This is a genomic window from Permianibacter aggregans, assembly GCF_009756665.1.
GTDB lineage: Bacteria > Pseudomonadota > Gammaproteobacteria > Enterobacterales > Permianibacteraceae > Permianibacter > Permianibacter aggregans.
In genome coordinates, this window is the sequence record NZ_CP037953.1 from 15,370 (window position 1) to 42,095 (window position 26,726).

At 53.2% G+C, this 26,726-nt stretch carries 26 protein-coding genes; 9 read left to right on the top strand and 17 right to left on the bottom strand.

The genetic code is table 11. The annotated features are described in order from the left end of the window. Positions 1 to 6 precede the first annotated feature (6 nt). From E2H98_RS00075 to merR, 6 genes are all read right to left on the bottom strand, one after another. On the bottom strand, positions 7 to 1,011 hold the full coding sequence (locus E2H98_RS00075) for an ArsJ-associated glyceraldehyde-3-phosphate dehydrogenase (RefSeq protein ID WP_133593027.1): 1,005 nt from the start codon (positions 1,009 to 1,011) through the stop codon (positions 7 to 9). 36 nt (positions 1,012 to 1,047) lie between these two features. Next, positions 1,048 to 1,458, bottom strand: a complete 411-nt coding sequence (locus E2H98_RS00080) for an arsenate reductase ArsC (RefSeq protein WP_133593025.1) — start codon at positions 1,456 to 1,458, stop codon at positions 1,048 to 1,050. Between the two features lie 21 nt (positions 1,459 to 1,479). Next, positions 1,480 to 2,553: an ACR3 family arsenite efflux transporter gene (gene arsB, locus E2H98_RS00085; RefSeq protein WP_133593022.1), complete on the bottom strand. Its 1,074-nt coding sequence runs from the start codon at positions 2,551 to 2,553 to the stop codon at positions 1,480 to 1,482. Between the two features lie 8 nt (positions 2,554 to 2,561). Next, a complete protein-coding gene (locus tag E2H98_RS00090) occupies positions 2,562 to 3,038 on the bottom strand; it encodes an arsenate reductase ArsC (RefSeq protein ID WP_133593020.1) in 477 nt (158 codons plus the stop codon). Further along, complete coding sequence (locus tag E2H98_RS00095; RefSeq protein WP_133593018.1) at positions 3,035 to 3,370, bottom strand: ArsR/SmtB family transcription factor; 336 nt, start codon at positions 3,368 to 3,370, stop codon at positions 3,035 to 3,037. Before E2H98_RS00095 ends, E2H98_RS00090 begins: the two co-directional genes overlap by 4 nt. A gap of 147 nt (positions 3,371 to 3,517) precedes the next feature. Further along, entirely contained in the window at positions 3,518 to 3,931 is a 414-nt protein-coding gene (merR, locus tag E2H98_RS00100; protein ID WP_133593016.1) for an Hg(II)-responsive transcriptional regulator, read from the bottom strand. 71 nt (positions 3,932 to 4,002) lie between these two features. Between merR and merT the strand changes: the two genes are divergently transcribed. The 4 genes from merT (at position 4,003) to E2H98_RS00120 (ending at position 6,792) form a co-directional block, all read left to right on the top strand. Continuing rightward, complete coding sequence (gene merT / locus E2H98_RS00105) at positions 4,003 to 4,353, top strand: mercuric ion transporter MerT (protein ID WP_133593015.1); 351 nt, start codon at positions 4,003 to 4,005, stop codon at positions 4,351 to 4,353. Between the two features lie 13 nt (positions 4,354 to 4,366). Then, positions 4,367 to 4,645 (top strand): mercury resistance system periplasmic binding protein MerP, encoded by a 279-nt coding sequence (merP, locus tag E2H98_RS00110; RefSeq protein WP_133593013.1) that lies wholly within the window; start codon positions 4,367 to 4,369, stop codon positions 4,643 to 4,645. Between the two features lie 11 nt (positions 4,646 to 4,656). Beyond that, entirely contained in the window at positions 4,657 to 6,342 is a 1,686-nt protein-coding gene (gene merA, locus E2H98_RS00115) for a mercury(II) reductase (RefSeq protein WP_133593011.1), read from the top strand. A 135-nt stretch (positions 6,343 to 6,477) separates the two neighbouring features. After that, entirely contained in the window at positions 6,478 to 6,792 is a 315-nt protein-coding gene (locus E2H98_RS00120) for a hypothetical protein (protein WP_232475439.1), read from the top strand. Between the two features lie 84 nt (positions 6,793 to 6,876). On the opposite strand, the gene E2H98_RS00125 is transcribed toward E2H98_RS00120, so the two are convergent. The 9 genes from E2H98_RS00125 to cadR all read right to left on the bottom strand — a co-directional run bounded on the left by E2H98_RS00125 (position 6,877) and on the right by cadR (position 17,006). Beyond that, a complete protein-coding gene (locus E2H98_RS00125) occupies positions 6,877 to 7,581 on the bottom strand; it encodes a DNA-binding protein (RefSeq protein WP_157591188.1) in 705 nt (234 codons plus the stop codon). A 356-nt stretch (positions 7,582 to 7,937) separates the two neighbouring features. Next, positions 7,938 to 8,336, bottom strand: a complete 399-nt coding sequence (locus E2H98_RS19555; RefSeq protein WP_198325189.1) for a hypothetical protein — start codon at positions 8,334 to 8,336, stop codon at positions 7,938 to 7,940. A 237-nt stretch (positions 8,337 to 8,573) separates the two neighbouring features. Further along, entirely contained in the window at positions 8,574 to 8,783 is a 210-nt protein-coding gene (locus E2H98_RS19560) for a hypothetical protein (RefSeq protein ID WP_198325190.1), read from the bottom strand. A gap of 215 nt (positions 8,784 to 8,998) precedes the next feature. Continuing rightward, positions 8,999 to 9,478, bottom strand: a complete 480-nt coding sequence (locus E2H98_RS00135; RefSeq protein ID WP_198325191.1) for a YybH family protein — start codon at positions 9,476 to 9,478, stop codon at positions 8,999 to 9,001. Positions 9,479 to 9,582: 104 nt separating this feature from the next. Continuing rightward, on the bottom strand, positions 9,583 to 9,810 hold the full coding sequence (locus tag E2H98_RS00140; RefSeq protein ID WP_133593007.1) for a hypothetical protein: 228 nt from the start codon (positions 9,808 to 9,810) through the stop codon (positions 9,583 to 9,585). A 109-nt stretch (positions 9,811 to 9,919) separates the two neighbouring features. Next, complete coding sequence (locus tag E2H98_RS00145) at positions 9,920 to 13,060, bottom strand: efflux RND transporter permease subunit (protein WP_133593006.1); 3,141 nt, start codon at positions 13,058 to 13,060, stop codon at positions 9,920 to 9,922. Beyond that, on the bottom strand, positions 13,057 to 14,739 hold the full coding sequence (locus E2H98_RS00150) for an efflux RND transporter periplasmic adaptor subunit (RefSeq protein WP_133593004.1): 1,683 nt from the start codon (positions 14,737 to 14,739) through the stop codon (positions 13,057 to 13,059). Before E2H98_RS00150 ends, E2H98_RS00145 begins: the two co-directional genes overlap by 4 nt. A gap of 5 nt (positions 14,740 to 14,744) precedes the next feature. Beyond that, positions 14,745 to 16,043 carry a TolC family protein gene (locus tag E2H98_RS00155; RefSeq protein ID WP_133593002.1) on the bottom strand — a complete coding sequence of 433 codons (1,299 nt, stop codon included), beginning with the start codon at positions 16,041 to 16,043 and terminating at the stop codon, positions 14,745 to 14,747. 504 nt (positions 16,044 to 16,547) lie between these two features. Then, a complete protein-coding gene (gene cadR, locus E2H98_RS00160; RefSeq protein WP_133593000.1) occupies positions 16,548 to 17,006 on the bottom strand; it encodes a Cd(II)/Pb(II)-responsive transcriptional regulator in 459 nt (152 codons plus the stop codon). A 49-nt stretch (positions 17,007 to 17,055) separates the two neighbouring features. Between cadR and E2H98_RS00165 the strand changes: the two genes are divergently transcribed. Genes E2H98_RS00165 through E2H98_RS00185 form a run of 5 tightly spaced genes read left to right on the top strand, consistent with a single transcriptional unit; the run spans position 17,056 to position 23,791 of the window. Continuing rightward, positions 17,056 to 17,721: a cation diffusion facilitator family transporter gene (locus E2H98_RS00165; RefSeq protein WP_198325192.1), complete on the top strand. Its 666-nt coding sequence runs from the start codon at positions 17,056 to 17,058 to the stop codon at positions 17,719 to 17,721. Positions 17,722 to 17,730: 9 nt separating this feature from the next. After that, entirely contained in the window at positions 17,731 to 18,219 is a 489-nt protein-coding gene (locus tag E2H98_RS00170; protein ID WP_133592998.1) for a hypothetical protein, read from the top strand. Between the two features lie 49 nt (positions 18,220 to 18,268). Further along, positions 18,269 to 19,627, top strand: a complete 1,359-nt coding sequence (locus E2H98_RS00175; RefSeq protein ID WP_133592996.1) for a TolC family protein — start codon at positions 18,269 to 18,271, stop codon at positions 19,625 to 19,627. A gap of 20 nt (positions 19,628 to 19,647) precedes the next feature. Then, the gene (locus tag E2H98_RS00180) at positions 19,648 to 20,667 is read left to right on the top strand and encodes an efflux RND transporter periplasmic adaptor subunit (RefSeq protein ID WP_133592994.1); all 1,020 of its coding nucleotides are present in this window, start codon (positions 19,648 to 19,650) and stop codon (positions 20,665 to 20,667) included. Positions 20,668 to 20,677: 10 nt separating this feature from the next. Beyond that, positions 20,678 to 23,791 carry an efflux RND transporter permease subunit gene (locus E2H98_RS00185; protein ID WP_133592992.1) on the top strand — a complete coding sequence of 1,038 codons (3,114 nt, stop codon included), beginning with the start codon at positions 20,678 to 20,680 and terminating at the stop codon, positions 23,789 to 23,791. Between the two features lie 894 nt (positions 23,792 to 24,685). Here E2H98_RS00185 and E2H98_RS00190 read toward each other — a convergent pair. Both E2H98_RS00190 and E2H98_RS00195 read right to left on the bottom strand, forming a co-directional pair. Beyond that, entirely contained in the window at positions 24,686 to 26,008 is a 1,323-nt protein-coding gene (locus E2H98_RS00190; protein WP_133592990.1) for an APC family permease, read from the bottom strand. A 355-nt stretch (positions 26,009 to 26,363) separates the two neighbouring features. After that, on the bottom strand, positions 26,364 to 26,723 hold the full coding sequence (locus E2H98_RS00195) for a hypothetical protein (RefSeq protein WP_133592988.1): 360 nt from the start codon (positions 26,721 to 26,723) through the stop codon (positions 26,364 to 26,366). Positions 26,724 to 26,726: the final 3 nt, after the last annotated feature.

The following is a 26,726-nucleotide window of genomic DNA, read 5'->3' on the forward strand; positions in this document are numbered from 1 at the left end:
AGGGGTTCAACGTGGCGCGCCAACCAGGCGGACAAGCTCAATGGTCCGATTGACGTAACCCCACTCATTGTCATACCAGGCGTAGATCTTGACTTGCGTGCCGTTGACGACCATGGTCGATGGCGCATCAATGATGCTTGAGCGTGGATCGGTACGATAATCGATGGACACCAGCGGCCGTTCTTCATAGCCAAGAACGCCAGCCAGTTCGCTTTCGGCGGCCGCTTTTAATAATGCGTTGACTTCGTCGACGGTAGTTGGTCGACTCACCTCAAACACGCAATCGGTCAATGACGCAACGGTCAAGGGCACGCGCACGGCGTGACCATTCAAACGGCCTTTCAATTCCGGAAAAATTTCGGTAATCGCGGTTGCAGAGCCGGTCGTGGTCGGGATCAGCGAATCACCGCAAGCACGTGCACGGCGCCAATCTTTATGGGCGGCATCGATGATCGTTTGGGTGTTGGTCAGGCAGTGAATGGTGGTCATTGAACCATGTCGAATGCCTAAGTGTTCATGCACCACTTTGACCACAGGCGCCAGGCAATTGGTAGTACAGGAGGCGGCCGTAACAATGCGATGCTCGGCGGCATTGAAGCGGTCATGATTGACGCCCATGACCACGTTCAGGACGCCGGGTTCTTTCACCGGCGCCGTGACCACCACCCGTTTTACACCTTGTTCGAGGTAAGGCTGCAAGGCGGCCGTGGACTTGAACTTGCCACTGGCTTCGATCACCACATCGCAATCCGACCAATCGGTTTCTTGCAGTGTCTTATGGCGCGAGAAGGCGAGCCTATGCTTACCGATGTGCAAGGTATCGGCTACGGCCTGCGCCTGATGATGCCAGCGGCCATGCACCGAATCAAAATTCAACAGGTGCGCAAAGGTGGCCGCATCGCCAGCAGGATCATTGCAACGAACAAACGCCAACTCGTCATGGTCCATCCCGGCGCGAAGCGCTAAGCGCCCCATCCGGCCCATGCCATTGATACCGATTTTAATGGTCATCTTGTGTCCTCAAAAAATGTGAATGCCATTCATCTGCTAAGACTTTCGCGTTTGCACCAGTACAAACAGTTTGATGCGTTCGCGCAGGGCCTTGGCCGTGCGCAGATAGGGCATTGTCTCTGCACTGGTGCGCGGATCTTCAAAATCCCAGGCAATCCGTTCATGGGCACCGGGCAAGGTGTCGCATTCCTGCTTCGCCTTGTCGCAAAGCGTAATAACAAAATCGAAATGGGTACCGATAAAGCTACTCAGTGATTTACTGCTTAGCCCGCTCGTATCGATGTCCAGCTCTCGCAAGGCGTGCAGGGCCTCTGGGTGTAATTGTGTTGGCTGATGTCCGGCGCTGAACGCCTCGAACTGATCACCAACCAATTGCCGTAAAATCGCTTCTGCCATTGGAGAGCGGGCGGCATTTTCGGTGCAAACGAACAACACTTTGCGTTTCATAAAAGTTTCCACTCCAAGGGGTTATCCTGCGCTGGACGCAGCAATGTTTTTGCGGTGTGTGTCATGAAACCAGCGCCGCCGAAACCAGTGCGCAACATGGACCAATGCGATCAACACGGGCACCTCAACCAGGGGGCCGACAACCGTAGCGAATGCCACCGGAGAAGCCAGACCAAAGGTGGCAATGGCAACGGCGATCGCCAACTCAAAGTTGTTGCTGGCGGCCGTGAAGGCCATCGACGTGGTGCGTGGATAGTCCACGCCCAACCACTTGCCCATCGCAAAACTGATGACGAACATCACGACGAAGTAAAGCGTCAGCGGCACAGCGATGCGTAAAACTTCAAACGGTAGTTGCCAAACCGCCGCACCCTGCAAACTGAACATGGCGACGATGGTGAACAACAGCGCGATCAAGGTCAGCGGCCCGATACGGGGAAGAAAACGGTGTTGATACCATTCCTGTCCATAGCGGCGGGTTAACCAGCGACGACTGAGAAAACCCGCGATTAAAGGGAGCCCCAAATACATTGCCACCGATTCGGCGATGTCCCAGGTACTGATCGGAATGATCTGCCCCTGTATCCCAAACCAAGGCGGTAGAACGGTAAGAAATAGCCAGGCGAAAACGCTGAAAAAGGCGATCTGGAAAATGCTGTTGAACGCGACCAATCCGGCGATGTAATGATCGTGGCCACCCGCCAGCTGGTTCCACACCAGCACCATGGCGATGCAACGTGCCAACCCAATCAGAATGACTGCTGTCATGTAGGCTGGGTAGTCAGCCAGAAAACCAACGGCCAGCACGAACATCAGCGCTGGCCCAAGCAGCCAATTCTGGATCAGCGACAGCAGTAACACTCGACGATCACGAAACACGATGGGAAGTTCGGCGTAGTTCGCCCGAGCCAATGGCGGGTACATCATGATTATCAAGCCAATGGCAATCGGCAAATTGGTGGTACCAATCGATAACCCGCCCAACCAGCGCGAAAAACCCGGCCATTCTTTCGCCACGGCGATACCCAGTACCATGGCCAATACAATCCATACACTCAAGTACCGATCCAGAAAAGCAAGACGCGAGCCTGACATGGGCAACTTCACAACGATCCAATGCGGTCCAGCTCAGACCGCAAGCTTGAGGTATCCAACTCGTCGAACGGCAACGCCAGGAAGGCTTTCGTACGGGTGAGGATGCGGGCCATCGTCGCCTCGAATGCCTTATCTTGCTCCGTCGAATCACCGTGCTGTTCAGAAGGGTCGGCAAGACCCCAGTGACTCCTCATCGCCGGCCCGAAAAATACCGGGCACGCCTCGCCAGCGGCCTGATCGCAGACCGTGATGACTATGTCCGGTTTGAGCGCCGCTAATTCGTCGACCCCCTTGCTGTAGAGACCATCAGTGCTGATGTGATGGCGTTGCAGCGTCGTCAGGGCCTGCGTGTTGACCATGCCCTTGGGTTGACTGCCGGCACTGTACGCACGCCAGTCTGGACCTGCATAGTGATTAAACACCGCTTCGGAGAGGATGCTGCGGCAGCTATTGGCGGTGCACAGAAAAAGTATCGATTTGCTCATACCTTTACATCGCTAGGGCAACAAGTAGGGGCACTCAATTCGCAGCTCACGCCTTCACAGCAGTTCTCGGTCAGGAACCCCATCAATTCATTCATCAACGCGTAATTGGCCGAATAGAAAATGAAGCGGCTTTCCTGACGAGCATGCAAAAGCCCCGCGTGACTCAGTTCCTTCAAATGGAACGACAAGGTCGCTGGCGGAACAGCCAAGGCATCAAGAATGTCACCTACCGGCGATCCGGCTTCACCACGTGTGACCAGCAGGCGGAAAATCGCCAGCCGAGTCGGATGCGCCAGTGCCGATAAAAGGGAAACAGCAGTATCTGATTTCATAATTCTAGTTTTATGGAATTAATTTAGGCTGTCAAGAGGGGCATTGAGTACAGTGATTGAGGGAGTGTGATTGGCGCTCATGGGGCGCAGGGTTATGATCGACATCTCAAACCTAAGTCGATGTCGACACACCACGGTGTTCACCGGCTACGTGAAGCTTTTTTGCAGTGAGGCAATCAGCGGGCAGGAAACATTGTCGCTTCGTGCATGACAGGCGCACACAAGCTCTGACAGCACCGCTTCCATACGTGCCAAGTCTGCCATCTTCTCGCGTACGTCCGTGAGCTTGTGTTCCGCCAACCTGCGCGCTTCTTCACAGTGAGTGCCATCGTCTAACCGCAGCAGCTCTACGATCTCATTTAGGCTAAAGCCGAGTCGCTGAGCCGACTTCACAAACTTCACTCGCGCCACATCGGCCACGCCATATCGGCGAATGCCGCCATAGGGCTTGTCCGGCTCGGGCAGCAAGCCCTTGCGCTGGTAAAAGCGGATGGTCTCGATATTGACTCCGGCCGCCTTAGCAAAGGCCCCAATGGTCAGGTTCTCCAGATTGTTTTCCATTTCGCTTGACCCCGTACATAACTACGGAAGTAAGGTTAAAACATCCATCGAAACCTAGAAAGGAGAATCACATGTCGGAATCGCAGAACGCGCGCGGCGCGCTCGCCGCTGGCGGGCTGGCCGCCATCCTCGCCTCGACCTGTTGCCTTGGGCCGCTAGTCCTAGTCACCTTGGGATTCAGCGGCGCGTGGATCGGCAATCTGACCGCGCTTGAGCCGTATCGGCCGATCTTTATCGGTACGGCGCTGGTCGCCCTGTTCTTTGCCTGGCGGCGCATCTACCGCCCGGCTGCCGCGTGCAAACCGGGCGAGGTCTGCGCCATTCCACAAGTGCGCACCACCTACAAACTCATTTTTTGGATCGTGGCCGTGTTGGTCGTGGTCGCGCTCGGTTTCCCCTACGTATTGCCTTTCTTCTATTGATCAGGAGTTCGCCATGAAAAAGTTGCTTTCCGCTATCGCCTTTGCCGCCGCCGTCGCGCCCGCCTGGGCCGCCATGCAAACCGTCACGCTGTCCGTGCCAGGTATGACCTGCGCCGCCTGCCCGTTTACCGTCAAGAAGGCGCTCTCCAAGGTTGAGGGCGTCAGCCAGGTGGACGTGACCTTCGAGAAGCGGGAAGCGGTCGTGACCTTCGACGACGCCAAAGCCAATGTCCAGAAACTGACCAAGGCGACCGAGGATGCGGGCTATCCGTCCAGCGTCAAGCAACGATGAGAAACGATGACATGACACAATTGAAAATCAGCGGCATGACCTGCGAGTCCTGCGCCGCCCACGTCAAAGCCGCGCTGGAGAACGTGCCCGGCGTGCAATCGGCCGAGGTGTCCTCCGTCCAGGGCAGTGCCCGGGTCGCCATCGAGGCCGGCACGCCATCCGAAGCCCTGATTGCCGCAGTAACCGGACTCGGTTATCGCGCGGCCATGACCGACGCGCCGAGCACGCCGGTCAAGGGCGGACTGCTCGACCGCGTGCGGGAATGGGGCGGCGATGGCGACAAGGCCGGCTCCACTGGCGCCGACCTGCACATTGCCGTCATCGGCAGCGGCGGCGCGGCGATGGCGGCGGCACTGAAAGCCGTTGAGCGCGGCGCGCGCGTGACGCTTATCGAGCGCGGCACCATCGGCGGCACTTGCGTCAACGTCGGCTGCGTGCCGTCCAAGATCATGATCCGCGCGGCCCACATCGCGCACTTGCGCCGCGAAAGTCCGTTCGATACCGGCCTGCCGCCCGCGCCGCCGTCGGTCCTGCGCGAGCGGCTGCTCGCCCAGCAGCGAGGCCGCGTTGAGGAACTGCGTCATGCCAAGTACGAAGGCATCCTGGAACATACATCGGCCATTACGGTGATGCGCGGCGAAGCCCGTTTCAACGATGCCCACAGCCTCACTGTGCGACTGGCGGACGGCGGCGAACGCACGGTGTCCTTCAACCGCTGCCTGATCGCAACTGGTGCGAGCCCCGCGATCCCGCCGATTCCGGGGCTCAAGGACACGCCTTACTGGACTTCCACAGAAGCACTGGTAAGCGACACTATCCCTATGCGCTTGGCGGTGGTTGGCTCGTCGGTGGTGGCGGTCGAGTTGGCGCAAGCTTTTGCCCGGCTCGGCAGTAAGGTCACGATCCTGGCGCGCAGCACGCTGTTCTCCCGCGAAGACCCGTCCATCGGCAAAGCGTTGACAGCCGCTTTCCGCTTGGAGGGCATCGAGGTGCTGGAACACACGCAGGTCAGCCAGGTTGCGTACACGGACGGCGAATTCGTGCTCAGCACCGGGCACGGTGAAATACGCGCCGACAAGCTCTTGATTGCTACCGGTCGGACACCGAACACGCGCAGCCTGGCGCTGGAAGCGGCTGGTGTCGCCGTCAATGCGCAGGGTGCTATCGTCATCGACAAAGGCATGCGCACCAGCGCGCCACACATATATGCCGCTGGTGACTGCACCGACCAGCCGCAATTCGTCTATGTGGCTGCGACCGCCGGCACCCGCGCGGCCATCAACATGACCGGCGGAGACGCTGCCATTAATTTGACTGCAATGCCAGCGGTGGTATTTACCGACCCGCAGGTCGCCATCGTGGGTTACAGCGAGGCGGAGGCGCATCACGACGGGATCGAGACCGACAGCCGCACCTTGACCCTGGATAACGTGCCGCGTGCGCTCGCCAACTTCGACACACGCGGCTTTATCAAGCTGGTCATTGAAGAAGGAAGCGGACGACTCATCGGCGTACAGGCGGTGGCACCGGAGGCGGGCGAGCTGATCCAGACGGCGGTGCTTGCCATCCGCAACCGAATGACGGTGCAGGAACTGGCTGACCAGTTGTTTCCGTATCTCACGATGGTCGAGGGATTGAAGCTCGCAGCGCAAGCATTCAGCAAGGACGTGAAACAGCTTTCGTGCTGTGCGGGATAAATTCCTTTCTAAAATAGTGACATCGACCTCCGTTCTACGAGGATCGTCCTGCAGTGGACTTTCTTTACTCGTAGGGTCTTGAGCCTCTTTGACAAGCGAAATCATTTTTCGAATTCATCAAACCGTCACGTTGTCATGGGTAGACTGCGCTCGCTCAATCAATTCCACTGGAGTCGAATTATGAAAAATGCTATTGCGCTAGGCCTGATGCTGCTGTCTGTCTCGGTTTTCGCGGCCAGCAAATTTGATAAACCGGGATTTGAAACCTTTATCGTCCAGGGTCGCCTTTGGGTGTTCCAAGAAGGCTCAAAAGACCTGGAGGAATACAAGCAACATGGCGAGCCGGCCAAAATCGTCACCGAAATTGGCGTCGGCCCAGAAGGCATGACGGTACGCTCGGCAGATAAAGAAGCGATCAAAGCCTATTTGAGTATGAACAAGTCTGAATAGAGGTAAGCCTTCTCTCGGGGCGTCACGCTGGAGGAGACCCTCCTCCAGCACACCACTGCACAATGTATACGGCCCCACTTCTCGTTATTTTTTTGTTGCGTTTCCACGTGCAGTTTTTTTTGATGACGACACGGCTCTGTTTGGTTGCTTCGTCTTCTGGTTGGGTAATTGCTTTTCCAATACGGTACAACGCTCCGTCATTTTGCGCAGCATCTGCCGGGTTTCATCAAGCTGAACCAACCAACGCGCCACGTCGGATTCGTATCGCTCCTGTTCCGATCTCAATCGTTGAAGATTTGACGTGGACTGATCGGCGAGTTCCTTTTGCAAGGCTTTGATTTGTTGCTCTCGTTCTTGCAAACCCTGTTTGCTTGCCTCGAACAGCTGGCGCATGTGTGAATGCTCAGCATCCAACCGCGCCAGTGCCTCTTTGCTGTGGAGGAGCTCCTTGGACATCTCATGCTCGCGCTGTTGATACGTTGCTAATTGCGCCGTGAGCGCCTGTACCTGGCCTTCCTTAACTCGTTCGGCATCAGTCAGTGCATTACGCATCTGGTTCAACTGCTGACGGTCTTTTTCAAGCAACGCGTGCGCATGCTCTCCCGCGTTTCGCCACAAGGCCTCAACCAATGACAGCATTTGCGGCGGGATATCGCCCAAACTAAATTCCGGCGTCGAAGCGGATTGTTCCCGCCATCGTTGGAGGTGCTTTAGCAGCGTTGTGCGACTGCCACGGCCCAATAATCCCCGCACCCGATCCACAGTCACCGTCTGGCGCTGCTCATGCAACTGACGGGTGTCCGAGGAACTAAATATGTTCCAGTTAACGAAGTAAATTCAACACACCCTGGTCCGCTTGGCATTATGGTTTTGTAAAAATACCCTAGGATTTTCAACGTGTTAACGCGCCATTAGGCTGCGTTCGTGCAGAAAGTCTCGCCACGAAGTAAATATGTAACGCTTCGGAAAAATGAAGTAATTTCATCCCAAGTCAGGCGAATGGGCAAAAACCGAGTCAGTCATGTACTGACTTGGGCTTACCTCCCTCCTTCGAGAAGACGGTGTACCCGGCACTAGAGCTGACGGATATCGTAATTGTTTCCGGAGCTGGTCAACTCAACACGAACCGGGTCGAAACTTCATGACTAGCCGCTAGCCCCTTGATTCGACATCGTGCGACGTAAAAACAGATACTCAAAACCCACAATTAAACTGAGACCAGCCGCTGCTGCCCAGATCACCAACTGGTCGCTGCGCAGTTTTATCGCGATGAAGGCTATCAACACAACTACATCCAGTGCTATGGCTGAAACGACGATGACGGCGTTTGCTTTCACCTTTTCCTTCAAATGTCGCAGCAGTCCCCAATGAATGGCGATATCCATCAAAAGATAAAAAATGGCGCCCAATGCCGCGATTCGACTGAGATCGAAGAATGCCGTTAATGTCATGGCCAATACAATGGTGTAGACCATGGTGTGCTTTTGTATGCTCCCTGGCATGCCAAAGTGGCGGTGTGGAACAAGCTTCATATCGGTAAGCATGGCCAACATTCTCGATACGGCAAAATCGCGAGTAAACCGATTCCAATGCCTGCAACCATCCATTCTTTCTTCTCGATATCGAACAGCTGCAAACTATAGGTACCAAACGTCCTCGCAACCAAGCTCTCATTGATGACCATGGAGAAATACATCAGCAGTGCACACGCTGCGGTCATCATGCCTTTCCCGTACGCTTTCTCAAGAAACATCGCGATACCGTCTGCCGACGGAAACGCATTAGAAATGCTTTACATACGAGTAAGCACTGAACCCCGAAATTATTGCTGCAACCAAGAATGCAAATGGAAACCATTCGCCGGCCAGCTCTGCTATTTGCCCTGTTAATGCCAATATTCCGGCGCCAATCATGACACCTGTCCCCATCGCCACGGCGCCAGGAAGAGTAATGCTTGATGGTTTGTACTGGTTAGTGTGCTCCTTGCTCATCTCAATATCCCTAACGTTAAGCGGCGAAAAATGGAAAACGTTCAGTGACAAGTGAACTTCGCGATATTAACTTCACCTCTGTCCGGAAATTTCTATCGCGAGAATTGACTGATTGCCAAAAGAAGGACAATCGATAAACCATAGTTCGTCCTGGAGGCAAGTCAAATCATCACGGATAAGTTGAACGCCGCCATTCCCTTTAACATGTTTCATTATCACTTTCGCACAGGCGAGCTCGCTGATTGAGTGTGTATAACTTTCCATGCGCCATCAACCCACTTGAATAAGTATGTCCCATGACCACGATTGTGAATCTCCCGTCCATCCAAGGTGGTTAGCTTAATTTCCGTATCCACCACCGCCCATGCCATTGTGTTCTCAAAGTGAACTTGAGTATTGGAGAAGTTCAGTGTTAAACCAAGCTTCGCTTCCGGCTCCACATGCCGCTCAACCAAATCGCGAAGACCAATGTTCTGTCCTCCACCTTCAAAATACCGGGCACCGTCCCAGTCAAGAAAGTGCAAGTAAAATGGCTTGCCATCACCATGCTCCCAACCTAGTCGTATATCCTCCAAAATTTCAGCAATCAGGACTGGATTGTGCTCGGGCTCTTGATGGCCCGGTATCGTTATGTCCGCTGCGGTAACCGTAGCGCCAACAAGCAATAACGCAATCGCAAGAATTATTCTGTTCACAATCCGTTCTCCAACGTTTTATCAAAAATGCGAGACCTGGTTCGCGCTGGAACCTTTTATCACAAATAATGCCGGGAATGCGCTGATTTCCGCTTCACGTCTACTCAAGAATTACTGTCACTTCGGTCGCTCCCGTCCCATTGCGTCGTTGATTTCGACTCTTCATCAATTCGCTGGTAGGCTATCAACAGAAACCTATCCTCCCCCATTTCTTTGGTCAACTTCTCCAAAATATGCAGCAAGTCATTGGCCGTGCTCCAGTTTTGACCATTGCATGCCTGTTCAAACACATCAAAAACGGCACTCGCCAATGCCATTTGATCATTACTCATATTGCCACTCTCCAGGTACTTTATCGCACAGATTGCTTCGCACGATAGTTGGTTCTTTTTCCGAGGGTGTCTATTGAGTAATTCATGGTACGTAGGCCTTACAAAACGGTTATTGCTCCATGAATGCCGAGTTCGCTCGCTTACGACGCATCAGAAAATAGGCCGCCGGTATTACGAACATGGAAAGCAACGGCGCGGATACCATACCACCAACCATCGGCGCCGCAATGCGTTGCATAACTTCGCTTCCCGTTCCGCTACCCCACATAATGGGAAACAGGCCGGCCAAGATCACCGCGACAGTCATGGCTTTTGGTCGCACGCGCAACACGGCCCCCTTTTGTATCGCTTCATGCAATGCTTGCTCACTGAGCTCTCCATATTTTTGACGTTCCTCCCAAGCATGTTTCAAGTAAAGCAACATGATGACGCCAAACTCCGCGGCAACGCCAGCCAACGCAATAAACCCGACTACGCCTGCAACGGACAGGTTGTAATCCAACAGATAAAGCAGCCAAATGCCACCAGACAAGGCGAAAGGCAGCGTTGCCATGATCAGCGCCGCTTCTCCCACGTTTCTGAAGGTCAAATACAGCAACAAGAAAATGATGGCCAAGGTAAACGGCACGACAATCATTAATTTTTTTGCCGCCCGTTCCAGGTATTCAAACTGCCCGGACCACGCTAACGAATATCCACTTGGCAGTTCGACTCTTTCGGCTACTACTTGCTGCATTTCCGCAACAGCAGAACCGAGATCGCGATCGCGTAAATCAACATAAACAAACCCTGCCAGTCGACTGTTTTCACTACGCAGCATCGGAGGTCCGTCTTTGAATCTGACTTCAGCAACATCGCCCAGCAGCAATTGCTGTCCGCGTGCATTGATGATTTTCAATGCACGTAAATTTGCTAACGAATCACGATGCTCACGTGGATAGCGAACGTTAATCGGATAGCGCTCCAAACCTTCTACAGTCTCGCCAATATTCATGCCACCAATGGCGCTCGCGACCACCGATTGCACGTCGGCTATATTCAGGCCATAGCGCGCTGCGGCTTGTCGATCAATGTCGATGTCGATATAGCGCCCGCCGGTGAGCCGCTCGGCAAATACGCTGGTGACGCCGGGTACGGTTTTCAACGCCGTTTCAATTTCACCGGCAACTCGGTTAATCACCGTTAAATCCTCTCCCATCACTTTGATGCCAACAGGGCTTTTGATACCGGTGGCCAGCATGTCGATGCGATTGCGAATTGGCGGAATCCAGATATTGGTCAGCCCCGGTACTTGCACCGCCTTGTCGAGTTCCTCAACCAGTTTTTCCGGTGTCATCCCGGAACGCCACTGCTCTCGTGGTTTGAATTGAATAATGGTTTCAAACATCACCAGCGGCGCCGGATCGGTGGCAGTTACTGCTCTGCCTGCTTTGCCGTGCGCGGTCGCGACTTCCGGTACGGTTTTGATCAAACGATTGGTTTGCTGCAGCAGTTCGGCGGCTTTGCCGGCAGATAAGCCCGGTAACGCCGATGGCATGTACAGCAAGTCGCCCTCATCGAGCGGCGGCATGAACTCCGAACCAAGATGTTGCAAGGGCCAGAGACTGATCAGGAAGGTAATCACCGCCACCAGCAAGGTGGTGCGCGGAAAACGCAAAACCAGGTTCAGAAATGGACGGTACATCGCCATTAGTAATCGATTCAGCGGATTTCGCTGTTCATCGGGAATTCGTCCACGAATCAAAAACCCCATCAACACCGGAATCAGCGTTACCGATAATCCTGCCGCCGCTGCCATCGCATAGGTTTTGGTAAACGCCAATGGCGAGAACAGGCGCCCTTCTTGTGCTTCCAGTGCAAACACCGGCACGAATGACAACGTGATGATCAACAGCGAGAAAAAAAGCGCCGGCCCGACTTCGGCAGAAGCTTCTGCCATCAAGCGCCAGCGTGAAGCATTGTCAGGATCGCTTCCGTGCTGGTGACGCCATTGTTCCAGTTTTTTATGGGCGTTCTCGATCATCACCACGGCGGCGTCAACCATGGCGCCAATGGCAATCGCAATACCACCCAGTGACATGATATTGGCGTTGACGCCCTGAATGTGCATGATGATAAATGCTGTGAGTATGCCGAGTGGAAGCGCAACAATGGCCACTAGTGCCGAACGAAAATGAAAGAGAAAGATGGCACAGACCAGCGCGACGACAATGAACTCTTCAAAAAGCTTGGTGGTCAGGTTGTCTATTGCTCGTTCAATTAACTGCGCGCGGTCATAGGTAACCACTACGTCGACACCGGATGGCAAGCTGCTGCGCAAGCTTTGCAGCTTTTCCTGCACGGCTTTGATGGTGGCCAAGGCGTTTTCACCCGCTCGCATGACGATGATGCCGCCGACCGCCTCTCCCTCGCCGTTGAGTTCGCCGATACCTCGCCGCATTTCTGGGCCGAGTTGAATATGGGCAACATCCTTCAACTGCACCGGCACGCCATTGTCATTGGTGCGTAGTGGAATTTGCTGAAAGTCTTGCAAGGTCTGCAGGTAACCCGAAGCCCGGACCATGAATTCGGCTTCACCAAGCTCCAATACCGAACCGCCCACTTCTTGATTGGCGCGTTGAATGGCTTCGATTACCGCGCGATGGCTCAAACGAAAATAAGCCAGTTTCTCCGGGTCAAGTACGACTTGATACTGTTTGACCATGCCGCCAACGGTTGCCACTTCAGCGACGCCGTTGACGGTTTTCAGCTCGTATTTCAAGAACCAGTCTTGTAGGCTACGCAGTTGCGCCAGATCGTGCTGTCCGGTTTTGTCGACCAACGCGTACTGAAAAATCCAGCCGACGCCGGTAGCATCAGGCCCCAGTGCAACGTTGACGCCAGCGGGCAATCGTGACTGCACCTGATTCAGATATTCGAGCACACGTGAGCGGGCCCAATATAAATCGGTGCCATCTTCAAACAAAACATAAACGTAGCTGTCACCGAAAAAGGAATAACCTCGCACGACTCGTGCGCCGGGCACTGACAACATGGTTGTTGTCAGCGGATATGTCACCTGCTTTTCGACCAGTTGTGGCGCTTGCCCCGGCCAGGTGCTGCGAATGATCACTTGCGTGTCAGACAGATCCGGTAAGGCATCAAGCGGTGTGCGCAGCATCGACAATACGCCCCATGCCGTCAGCAGCAATGCGGCAATCAATACCAGAAATCGATTGTGAATCGACCAATGAATCAGGCGCGCAATCATCGGGCATTCTCCGTGTTATTGAGGCGATGAATGACCATGATTTTCGGCGCGCCTTCGTCCTGCAGCACAAACTGCAGATGAATGCGATCGCCTTTTTTCAAGGCGGTGGTATCCAGCTCGGCGGCAAGCGCGAAATCCATGGTCATGGCTGGCCAACCCAGTGCCGGAACTTTCTCGTGCCGTAGTGTCAGCGTGCCGTCTTCAATGGCGGTGATTTCCGCCATGGTTTGGTAGATTTCAGGGGCCGAAGACGATACCGTTTTTGCCGGTTTTTCTTTCGGTTCAAGACGCGCCAATAAACCACGAAGGCTGGCCTCGGACTCGATCAGGAATTGCCCGGAACGAACAATTTGTTGTTGCTCGCGCAAGCCGGAAACAATCTGGGTATTGCCGTCTTGTTCAATACCGGTGGAAACGATGACCGGTTGAAATGCCTCCTGGTCGGTTTTCACCAGCACCAACTGCCGTTTCCCGGTGTAAATCACCGCTTCGCTCGGCACATACAACGCGTCACGAACAGTGGTTCCCGGCAGGCTCATGGTGACAAACATGCCCGGCACCAACTGCTGATCAGGATTGTCAATTTCCACTCTCGCTTTCTGCGTGCGCGTCATGGCATTCACTTGCGGCAGCAATGTCTTGATCGGGCCGGTAATGCTTCGCCCGCCGTGTTGTATGGTCGCCGCTGTGCCCACTTTTAACTGCACCGCCTCTGATTCCGGCACCTCAGCCTCGATCCAAATGGGTGACAAGGCATTGATGGTCAACAATGGCATGCCGGTCATGACGGTGCTGCCCTCACGTACGTTTAGCGCCGTCACTACGCCGCTGATTGGCGCGCGGACTGTGACCCGCGAAAGGACTTTTTGCCGGGAGCTTACCGCCGCAATTTGTTCGTCGTTCATGCCCGCTTGCCGCATCCGTTGTTTGGCAGCGGCTCGCAGTGCTTCCAGCCCTTCACCCTCCATGCGCGACAACAGCAAATAATCTTCCTGCATCGCAATCCACTCGGGCACATAAAGCTCCAGCAAGGCTTGGCCTTTTTTCACGTTGTCGAGTTCGGCCCGCACATGCAGTTTTTCGACAAAGCCATTGGCCCGTGCCTGCAGCACTTCACGTTTGCGCTCGTTCCAGGCAACGCTGCCGATCGCGGTGATTTCGGTATGCATATCGCCGCGTTGCACGGTGGCAAACCGAATGCCGAGGTTTTGCTGAATACGCGGGCTGATGGTTACCGTGCCTTTGTCGCGACCACTGTCGGCATACATGGGCACCAGCATCATGTCCATGAACGGGGATTTTCCCGGCGCGTCGAATTGTCTGCCCGGCACCATCGGGTCGTGGTAATACAAAATCTCGCGACCCGTTACCGGGTCGATATCACCTGCTTTTATTCCCTGCTCAATGTGGCGGCGTGTTGCTGCTTCGCCTTGAGCGATACCCCAGTCCGAAGGATCTTCGGTTGTAGTGGCAGCGGTTCCGTCCGCATCGTGTTGATGGTTGGTATGTGCGTCTGGTGTTGAGGTATTTTGCGAATCATCATCGGCTTCATCGTTCATGTGGTGAGTATGAGCATCGCCATGTTGATGCGGCTCAGGCTCGGCGGCCTGCAGCCACCCGATGAGCAAACCGGCGATCACCACCGCGGATACCGAGAGCACAAAAAATGATTTATTCATGGTTATTACTCCGCGTGGCTCTGGATCGGGGCTGTCACCATTTCCGATTCAGGAAAAAGAAAGTACAACTCGGCCCATAGCAAGGCAGCCTGCCAGGCCAGACTGGTTTCGTTGAGGTGGGTGTCGAGCACCGCGCGACGGGCTTCGAACACGGCGGCCATTGAGGCGCGATTGCTGGCAAACGCGGTTTGGGTTGCTTCTGCGCGTGATTCGGCAAGCGGCAATAGCTGTTGCTGATACTGTTTTTGGCGCGCCAGGGCGCTCTGCCAGGCATTCCACTTTTGCTGCACATCAAGCAGCAGTAAGCGCCGCTTTTCTTCGGTTTCAGCTCGTCGCTGATTGGCTTCCGATAGCTTGGCGGCGTAATCGCGTTGTTGCCGATTTTCCTGGTTCCATTGCAGCGGAATGGAAACGCCTACCGACAGCATGTCGCCAAAATCACTGTCGCGTATGCCATACATCACCGACCAACTCCAGTCGGATTGGGTGTCGGCTTTCGCCACGTCGGCTTCGGCTTTACTCAGCTGTACTTGTGCGTTCATGGCGATGATTTCCGGATAGTCATCGACCGCCAGGCGCAACTGCTGCAAATCAAATGGCAGCGCAGAGATATTCGGCATGGTGTCGGCGAGCACCAAGGGTTGTTCGACGCCTATCCATCGTTGCAAACGCATTTCGGCGTTTTCCACCTGGGTGCGTTGCGCCAGCAGTTGCTCGTCCAGTTGCAGCAATTGTGATTGCACCGACCACCATTCGTGCTGGCTCGCACGTCCGGAACGATAGGCGGTTTCCATTGCCTCGCTTTGACGCGCCACCTGTTCACGTCGCTGCTCCTGCCAGTGCAAGAGTTGATGCTGGAAATGCAGTGATAGCCAAGCCTTGGCGGTTTCGGTTTGCAGGTTAGACAACTGCGCGTGCCAGCGCGCATTAGCCACCTGTTCTTCCTGTCGGTAACGCTCTTGCTTGGCATCGCGTTTCGCGGCTCGCGTATAGGTTTGGGAAAGCCCGATGGAGCGCATGGTCATGCGTTCGGCATCGAGGCTGAAGCGCACCGGGCCGTCGACGGGCACATTCTCAACCGCCAAACGCAATACCGGATCGGGCAAGGTGTCTGCGGCGATAGCGCGTTCACGTGCCGCCTCCGCTGAATAGTTTTGCGCAGGCAGCGCTTGTGAATGACGCGTCGCCTGACGCAGGGCGTCCTGCAGCGTCATGGCTGACAAGGCCGGCTTTGACGCCATGGCCGTGAATAGCAGTATCACCGTTTGTGATGAACGGCGATGCCACACGTTAAACCGAGGCATATGGAATGTCCTATCTGATCAGTGGCGCGCATAACGCGCCGGTAAAAGCACAAGATTTTCGCGACATGAAAATGCCGCACACGGAAAGATCAGATAAGGTTTGGCGGACGCCAGATAGAAGAAAGATTCAAGCGTGGTGGCGATAAAGGCAGCGGTTCCACCATTGGTTTAGCGGGCTTCGCAGAGGCCGGCACCCGCATAATCGGCACTGCCAGGAATGACGGTGAGCCACATGGCATTTCCATATTGCATTGGATATCCGATCTTGCCATGTCATGGCAGCAATCCTGTGCGGACTCCGAGTGGTCATCGATGACCTGTTCCATCATTTCCGCCATGGAACAATCGCTATTCTGCGTGCGCAGCCCCGCCTGACCGCTAGGAATGGCGATCAACCAGCAGAGAAATAACAGTAAGAAAGTGCGCACAGAACGAATGTCCAATGGTCTACTACGGGCAAAGTGTAACACCTTGCCACGGGTCAAACTCAAGCAGTTATTTTTGTCACGTGATTGATGACCGCTCCGAACAGACGTCAGATTCCGGTTGATGATAACCACCCCTCTTTTCGTCGTCCGTGGCCAAGGACTGCAGAATTCCACATCGGGCTGTGGTCCTCGGCTCGCCACAGCTTGATTGAAGTCCTTGTAACTGTCGCTCCAATTGCTGCATTTGCTCGATGCGCTGATGCACTTGTTGCAAATGTCGTGCGATCAGCAAATCAACCTCACCACACGACCGATCAGGATGCTCCCGAAAATCCAGCAGCAGGCGGATTTCGGCCAACGTCATATCCAGAGATCGACAATGGCGAACAAAGTTCAATGCGTCGATGTGCTTACGACTGTAACGTCGATACCCACTGCTGGTCCTCGGAGGCTCGGCAATTAACCCCTCACGTTCGTAGTATCGAATGGTTTGCACACTTACTCCCACCTGAGACGCTAGTTCTCCTATTAACATACATCACCCGAAATTATGACTTGACCTTATAGTTACTATAGGCTTTTAAATGGTGGCCAGCCAGCGCAACGAGGAAAATGAAATGGCGGGTTGCTGCGATCACGATTTGTGCGAAACCAAAGTGCTGGAATCGAAGCAGAGACGGATGCTGTGGTTGGTACTCATTTTAAATGCGGGCATGTTTTTGCTCGAATTCATAGCCGGTTGGCTGGTAGGGTCAACGGCCTTAATGGCCGATTCGCTTGACATGTTTGCTGATGCAGCGGTCTATGGGGTTAGCCTCTACGCCATTGGTCGCAGTCTGCGGATGAAAGCGCGCGCCGCCCTACTTAATGGCGGATTGCAGTGTTTACTCGGAACTCTGATCTTAGCGGAGGTCATTCGCCGCAGTCTGCTGGGAACGGTACCGGAGCCGCTGGCGATGTCTGTGTTGAGCGTGTTGGCACTCGTCGTGAATACCATTTGCTTCGTACTGCTGAGCCGTTTCCGTGGTGACGACATTAACCTGCGCGCCACCTGGGTATGCTCCCGCAATGACATGCTGGCCAACATTGGGGTGCTGGCCGCCGCCGGATTGGTCGGCTGGACCGGTAGTGCCTGGCCGGACAGGGTTCTGGGTGTTGGCATAGCACTGATCATTCTGCATGCGGCGATCAAAATTTTGCGTGAAGCGGCGCCACTGGCCCGCTCTGGTCATTTGACGCTGCCAAGGTGATCCCCTAGCATGTTCAGCTTCATCGCTTTTCCAGCACTTTCTATTTTATCGATGCGTGTGCGCCCCTATCTGCTCCTCGCTTTGCTGACATACCTTTGGTGCGCCACCGGTATTGATCGGCTTGCATCATGGTCCTCCGTGATGAATAGCGAGCCGGCCGGTGCGGTTATCGTGATGACGGAGCAAGCCCGGCAATTGGTAATACACCATGTTGGGCATCAAGATCGGCATGAGCCAAACCTAGAGGCGGATGTCGATGCGCATGCTGAAGACGTCGCACATACTCATGCTGATCATGTCGTGACCTACTGCGATGATGACAGCAATCAGGCCACACCCGCGAAAGACCTCAACCTCTGCCAGGACACGGCAACGGCCGTTCCCCTTCCCATTCTCCTGGCGTTTGCCACCGATACTCCATACCACGCCCCTCAGCTCGAACAGGTAAAACGGCGCACCACCATTGAGTTTGTACGCACCGTACGCCTACTTATTTAAGCCTCTCCTTCCAATCGATTACACCGCTCATCTCACATGAGCCGAAAGCGTGGCTGCACTCGTTGCCGGCTACGCCAGGTCATCTTTGAAGGAAATCATTGTGCGAAACATCCATACCTTATTGGTTGCTCTGCTATTTGCGATCGCAGTGCCCAGCTATGTCTTTGCAGAGGCACCTTTCACGGATAAACATTATCCTGACTCTGACATCTTGACACTTCCCGCCGCATTGCAAAAAACACTACGGCAAAATCCACAGTTACATCAATTCGAGTTCATCCGAAAACGCCTGCGTGCTGAACGAGATACGAATGCATTGAATCCGTCGTATGCGCTTGGTTTGACGGTAGAGAACGTTGCGGGCACAGGTGACATCAGTGGATTCGACGGGGCGGAAATCACGCTGGCTTTGTCCTCCGTCATTGAACTCGGATACAAACGAGAGGCCCGCGTTACGGTGGCTGAAGCCCGTTTGGAGCGCTTGGAGCAGGAAAAACGTGCGCAGACGCTGGATGTACTCGGCCAGGTGACCAGCGCCTTCATTCAATTGCTCACCACTCAGGAGGAACTCAAGCTTGCGGCGGATGCCGTACGCCTTTCCGAATCACTTTACAAAACCGTGCAAGAGCGGGCCCGGCGAGGTGCTGCATCAGACGCCGAAGTGCGGCGGGCGAAAGCCTCCCTGGCACAATCCCGACTTCAGGATCAGTTCGTTCGACAGAAATATGAACGTCAAAAAGTCTCACTTGCAAGATTTTGGGGCGATACCACGCTTTCATTTTCGTCCGTGGAAGGCAATCTGTATGGGTTCGGCGAGGCTCGCGATTTTGCAGAACTTTATGCCAGGGTACAACAAGCGCCCGCCATCGAAATTTTTGCCAGCGAGTTGCGGTTGAAAGAAGCAGAGCTTCGCTTGGCCAAGACGCAGAACAAAGCCGATCTCAGCTGGCAAATGGGCATTAGGCAATTGCAAGCGAATGGCGATACTGCCCTGACGTTGGGGGTTTCGGTGCCGCTGTTCACCGAACGTCGAAACGAGAGTCGAATAGTTGCAGTGATGGCGGAATACGATGTGATTGCCAGTCAACACGCAGAACGCCTGCTCGCGCTGCACGATCGATTGTTCGACGCTTACTCACAGCGTCAGCAATACGTAGCGGCATATGAACAACTCATTCAAAACATCATTCCCGATCTGGAAATCGCACTTTCCATCACTAGGGACGCTTTTGAGCAGGGCCGATTGAAATATCTAGATTGGATAGCGGCTCAGCAAGAACTATTGGCAGCAAAACAGCAGCGCATACAAACCGCCAGCGTTGCGCTATTGAACCAAGCCTTAATTGAACAATTAACGGCTGAACCTTTAACGATTTCTGACGATTCCGGCACCAAGATGAACCGGTGATGTCAATTAGGAAAACGAGAATGAAACACTACATGTATATATCTATTTTCGCGCTCAGCATCGTTTCCATTTTAGGTTATGCCACTGAGTCTGCGAACGCACCACATGCCACCAAACAGGAGCGCGAATCGCGCCATGAACATCACAGCGCCGAGGAGAACGATCACCGGCAATCACGCAAGGAAGTGGCCAGTCCTACAGCCAAAGTAAGCTCCAATCCCGAAGGTGCGCACGGCGCCCAGGCGACTCGCATCGATGATGCGCTCGCTCAACAAGCTGGCATTGCGACTTCTGTAGCGTCTTCGCAAACGCTGAACCTAACCACGGTAGTATACGGTAGCTTAGCGACAGGGCCGGAGCAGCTGAGTCATGTGCGAGCGCGTTATCCCGGCATGATCAAATCCGTCAAGCCAACCGTTGGCGATGAGGTGGAACGCGGGCAATTGCTGGCAGAAGTGGAGTCCAACGAGAGCCTAAAAACCTATCAGGTACGATCTCCCATTTCGGGCGTCGTCATTCAGCATCATGCGAATAGCGGTGAGGTGGCACAGGACCAAGTCCTTTTTTATATCGCCAATTTTGAAACCTTATGGGCAGAATTTCGGATCTATCCCGCGCAACAATCACAGGTTAAAGCCGGGCAAACCGCGCACATCGTGGCAAACGATGAAGAATTGACCGGCACGATAAGGCATATCATTCCTGCCTTGGATAAACCGTATCTATTGGCGCGCGTGTCATTTGACAATCGCGTCAAGAGGTTAACACCCGGTTTATTGGTTGAGGGGCACGTCATTGTAGATAAGTTCACCGCAAGCGTGGCGGTCGAAAAAGCGGCAATTCAAACCGTAGGGAACCAACTCGGTGTTTTTGTCAAAGACAAGAACGAATACGAATTCGTACCGGTAACAATTGGTCGTCAAGATGATCGCTACGTTGAGGTGCTTTCCGGGTTAATACCCGGCCACGTCTATGTCAACAAGAACAGTTACCTGATCAAAGCGGATATCGAAAAATCTGAAGCAGAACACGAGCACTGAGAGGCGTACCATGATTGAATCCATAGTGCGCCTGTCGATTTCACGGCGCTACCTAGTTTTATGTTTTGCTCTGGTGATTATTGGTGTAGGGAGTTGGAGTTACCAGCACTTACCGATAGACGCAGTCCCTGACATCACCAACGTACAAGTGCAAATTAATACGGCGGCACCAGGTTACTCGCCGCTTGAAGCGGAGCAGCGGATCACCTACCCCGTTGAGACCGCCCTTTACGGACTGCCAAAACTTTCCTACACGCGCTCTTTATCACGATACGGACTTTCACAAGTGACCGTCGTATTTGAAGAAGGCACTGATATCTACTTTGCTCGCAATTTGATTAATGCCCGGCTGGGTGCGATCAAAAACACGTTGCCGCCTGGTGTCGAGCCAGAAATGGGGCCAATCTCCACTGGTCTCGGTGAAATATTCATGTACACCGTGCGGGCAGAACCCGGCACTACGCAAAATGACGGCTCGCCCTATACCGCGACGGCGTTACGTGAAATTCAGGATTGGATCGTCAAGCCACAATTGGCACAGGTCAAAGGGGTGGTCGAGGTCAATAGCATCGGCGGATACAACAAGCAGTATCACGTGTTACCAGACCCCAAAAAACTCCTGTATTACCGCATTGGTATTGAGGATTTAGTGCAAGCCCTGCGGGACAACAATGACAATCAAGGGGCCGGTTACATTGAACGTAATGGTCAGCAACTGTTGGTGCGCTCACCTGGGCAACTTGCCACCATCGAAGATATCGGCAATGTCATCATCACTGAACACGAGAACATTCCGATAAAAATCCGCGATGTCGCCGATATCGGCATAGGCAAGGAACTGCGAACCGGGGCGGCCACGCAAAATGGGCAGGAAACCGTACTCGGTACCGCAATGATGCTGATCGGTGAGAATTCGCGGACTGTCGCGCGTGATGTTGCCATAAAGCTAGAGGCCATCAAAGCATCTCTGCCCAGAGGGGTCGTCGCTGAGCCGGTTTATGATCGCACTTCACTGGTCGATAAGGCCATAGCAACCGTCAGCAAAAATTTACTCGAAGGGGCATTATTGGTCATCGTGGTGCTGTTTGTGTTACTCGGGAACCTTCGTGCCGCATTGATCACCGCCGCGGTCATCCCGCTCTCGATGTTGATGACTATCACTGGCATGGTACGCACCGGTGTTTCTGCCAATTTAATGAGCCTAGGCGCGCTGGACTTTGGTCTGATTGTTGACGGCGCCGTGATCATCGTTGAAAACGCTGTGCGCCGTCTGGCCGAGGCGCAACACAATGGTGCAACACAAGCCCTCAAGGAACGTTTACATACGGTCTACCAAGCAACAGCCGAAGTCATACGGCCCAGCCTTTTTGGAGTCGCAATCATTACGGTTGTCTACATCCCTATTTTCTCATTGACGGGTGTGGAGGGAAAAATGTTTCACCCGATGGCGGCCACGGTAGTCATGGCGTTGCTCTCGGCCATGCTGTTGTCTTTAACATTAGTGCCCGCGGCCGTTGCGGTCTTCATGCGGGGTAAAATCAGCGAAAAAGAAAGCATCGCGATCAGCGCGAGTAAGAAGGCGTATCAACCGCTGCTGCTTCTTGCCTTAAAGTTTCGTTGGGTGGTTATTGGCCTGGCGTCGGTATTGGTAGGTTTTTCGATTTGGCTCGCATCAACGCTCGGCTCAGAGTTCGTCCCTCAGCTCAATGAGGGCGATATTGCACTTCACGCCATGCGCATCCCCGGAACAGGGCTTGAGCAAGCGGTGGAAATGCAAGCACTTCTGGAGCAGCGCATCAAAGCGTTTCCTGAAGTGGACAAGGTCTTCGCTCGTATTGGTACCGCCGAGGTGGCGACGGATCCGATGCCTCCGAACGTCGCAGATAACTTTGTGATACTGAAGCCACAAAATGAGTGGCCGAATCCTGAGAAAACCAAAGCCGAGTTGGTCGCAGAATTGGAGGCCTCGCTTGAACAACTGCCAGGCAACAATTACGAATTTACTCAACCCATCCAGATGCGATTTAACGAGTTGATTTCCGGGGTTAGGTCGGATGTCGGCATCAAGATCTTTGGTGACAATCTCGAACAGTTGGAACGCACCGCCAACGACGTGCTCACCGCCGTTCGTCAGGTGTCCGGAGCGGCCGACGCACGAGTCGAACAAGTGTCTGGATTGCCGACATTGACCGTAATACCTAACCGAACAGCGCTTGGCCGTTATGGTTTGAATGTTGTGGAACTTCAGGACTGGGTGTCCGCCGCGATTGGTGGTGAATCGGCCGGTATCTTGTATGAAGGAGATCGACGATTTGAACTTATCGTTCGACTGCCAGAGGATCTCCGTCGCAATATCGAAAGACTTTCCTTTTTGCCTGTTCCCCTTCCCAATGGTGATTACGTCCCTTTGCAGGAGGTGGCGACCTTGGACACCTCGCCGGCACCGGCACAAATCAGTCGTGAAAATGGCAAGCGCCGAATTGTGGTGACCGTCAACGTGCGAGGACGAGATCTGGGAGGTTTTGTGGAAGAAGTAAGGCAAAAGGTACAAAGCGAAGTGCAGCTGCCAACTGGCTATTGGCTCGATTATGGTGGCACATTTGAGCAATTGGAGTCCGCCAGTAAGCGACTCTCAATCGTTGTACCGATTACCTTGTTAATTATCCTGGCTTTGTTGGTCATGGCGTTCTCATCGTTGAAAGATGCGCTGATCATTTTCAGTGGCGTGCCTTTAGCGCTCACGGGAGGTGTGCTGTCGCTATACTTGCGTGAGATGCCGTTATCCATTTCCGCTGGCATTGGCTTTATTGCGCTTTCAGGCGTGGCCGTCCTTAACGGCTTGGTCATGGTTGCGTTTATAAAGGATCTTTGGCGTGAGAAGGGCGATCTTATGGTCGCGGTTGTTGAAGGGGCGCTTACCCGTTTACGCCCAGTATTGATGACCGCGTTAGTTGCTAGTTTGGGTTTCGTTCCGATGGCGCTAAACACCGGTACAGGCGCAGAAGTTCAACGGCCCCTGGCCACGGTGGTTATCGGTGGAATCATTTCGTCGACACTGTTAACGCTGTTGGTTCTTCCCGTCCTTTACCAAATGGTTCATCAACGCAGCGTTAATCCAGAGTAACGTACGCTATACGCGAAGCGCCTCTGTTTATTTCGGAGGCGCCGTTAAACATTCAGCTCCAGTCGACTCGTCCGACTTTCTCGGTTTAACGATGCTGAGCGCGTTTGGTTGGTGGCCCTAGGCAATGTAATCCATTCAGTGGTTGTTTATCGCCGTGTTGCTCTCGGGCCAGAATCTTTCGCGTATATATTGAAAGGCACGCACATCCTTTGAGCATTGGCAATTCCGTGTACGCATATATCGTGTGTGAGCGTGCAAATCCTGCTCTTTATGTACTTGGTAAACAATCAGTTTGTTGAAACTCATTCTTCAATAGGCGTGTTGTAGTTTGAATGGCTTGATTAAAGCGGAGGCTGGTAAACCCTGGGAACACAATTGTTTCGTATGAGTAGAAAAGCAAACAGGAAGAAACTCTCATTTTTGTTGATGGCGTTTTGCTGGCACGGATGGTCTTTTTTGGGCTTTTACAGACTTAGCGCTTTTAGTGTTGCTCAGCGACTTCTCGTTACTTAGGCGTTTTTCCAGCATTTCACAGCGATCCGTAGTTGTCCGAGGAACTAAATATGTTCCAGTTTACGAAGTAAATTCAACACACCCTGGCCCGCTTGGCATTATGGTTTTGTAAAAATACCCTAGGATTTTCAAGGTGTTAACGCGTCATTTCCCTGAGTTCATGCAGAAAGTCTCGACACGAAGTAAATATGTAACGCTTCGGAAAAATGAAGTAATTTCATCCCAAGTCAGGCGAATGGGCAAAAACCGAGTCAGTCATGTACTGACTTGGGCTTACCTCCATTCTTCGAGAAGACGGTGTACACGGCACCAGAGCTGACGGATATCGTAATTGTTTCCGGAGCTGGTCAACTCAACACGAACCGGGTCGAAACTTCATGACTAGCCGCTAGCCCCTTGATTCGACATCGTGCGACGTAAAAACAGATACTCAAAACCCACAATTAGGCAAAGACTAGCCGCTGCTGCCCAGATCACCAACTGGTCGCTGCGCAGTTTTATCGCGATGAAGGCTATCAACACAACTACATCCAGTGCTATGGCTGAAACGACGATGACGGCGTTTGCTTTCACCTTTTCCTTCAAATGTCGCAGCAGTCCCCAATGAATGGCGATATCCATCAAAAGATAAAAAATGGCGCCCAATGCCGCGATTCGACTGAGATCGAAGAATGCCGTTAATGTCATGGCCAATACAATGGTGTAGACCATGGTGTGCTTTTGTATGCTCCCTGGCATGCCAAAGTGGCGGTGTGGAACAAGCTTCATGTCGGTGAGCATGGCCAGCATTCTCGACACAGCGAAGACGCTGGCGATCACACCAGAACTGGTCGCGACCATGGCAAAAATTACGGTTACCCACAAACCAAGCTTGCCAAATGCTGGTCTGGCTGCTTCCGCCAATGCGTAGTCACGCGCGTTAACGATTTCGCTGATGGAAAGATTCCCACCGACCGCGAAGGCAACTAAAAGGTAGATTGCCGCGCACACAATGAGCGAGATGATGATTGCCCTACCGATATTTTTACTGGGTGAGCGGATCTCACTGCCGCTATTGGTGATCGTGGTGAACCCTTTGTAGGCCAAGATCCCCAATGCCACCGCACCAAGAAAACCGGTTACCGACGTATCCCCGGGCGCAATGGATTTGCTTTCAAATGACACACCGGATGCCCAAAGACCACCAATTGATAGCAGCACCAACCCGCCTACTTTGATGAACGCCATGAAATAGGAAACGGCTTGAATCGTTCGATTACCCAGTACATTGACTAAAAACGCGATCGCGAGCAAACCAATTCCAATGCCAGCGATCATCCATTCTTTTTTCTCGATATCGAACAGTTGCAAACTATAGGTGCCAAAGGTGCGCGCAACCAGGCTCTCATTAATGACCATGGAAAAATACATCAGCAGCGCACACGCTGCAGTCATCGTGCCTTTGCCATATGCCTTTTCAAGAAACATCGCGATACCGCCCGCAGACGGAAAGGCGTTGGATAGCTTTACATACGAGTAAGCACTGAAACCAGAAATGATGGCGGCGACCAAAAAAGCGAACGGAAACCATTCACCCGCCAACTCCGCTATTTGCCCAGTTAACGCCAATACGCCGGCACCAATCATGACGCCTGCTCCCATCGCCACTGCACCAGAAAGAGTGATGCTTGACGCTTTGTACTGGCTTGAATGCTCCTTACTCATCTGCTTTTATCTAACATATAATCTGTGAAAATAATGGAATCCAGTTCAGTAGCAATAACTTCACGATTACTACCTGTAGTTTGGTCAGTTCGATAAACCATAGCTTGCTGTCATGGTAAGTCAAATCACTGGTGCGCGCCATTTCTTACGGACAGTTAACATCCAAAGCAAAAACCACATCGCATGAAATGGATATGTTGATCGCCGAACATTTCTTTGAATCTTTGCAAGATTACTTTCTGATCGGCGAGCTCGCTGACTGAGTGTGTATGACTTTCCATGCGCCATCTATCCATTTGAATAGATAAGTTCCGTGGCCGCGATTATGAATTTTTCGACCATCCGTGGTGGTGAGCTAAATTTCCGTATCCACCACCGCCCATGCTATTTGCCCCTCAAAATGAACCTGAATATTGGAAAAACTCAACTTTAATCCAAGCTTCGCTTCCGGCTCTACATGTCGTTCAACCAGATCACGAAGACCAATGTTCTGTCCCCCACCCTCAAAATATCGGGCGCCGTCCCAGTCAAGAAAATGCGAGTAGAATGGTTTGCCATCACCATTTTCCCAGCCTAGCCGTATATCCTCCAAAATACCGGAGATTAAGGCGGCATCTTGAGTAGGCGTTGATGTTTCTTGTCCCGTCATATCCGCTACCGTAGTGCTGGATATCGCCAACATAAACAACGCTGTCAAAAAAAATACTCTAATCATTAT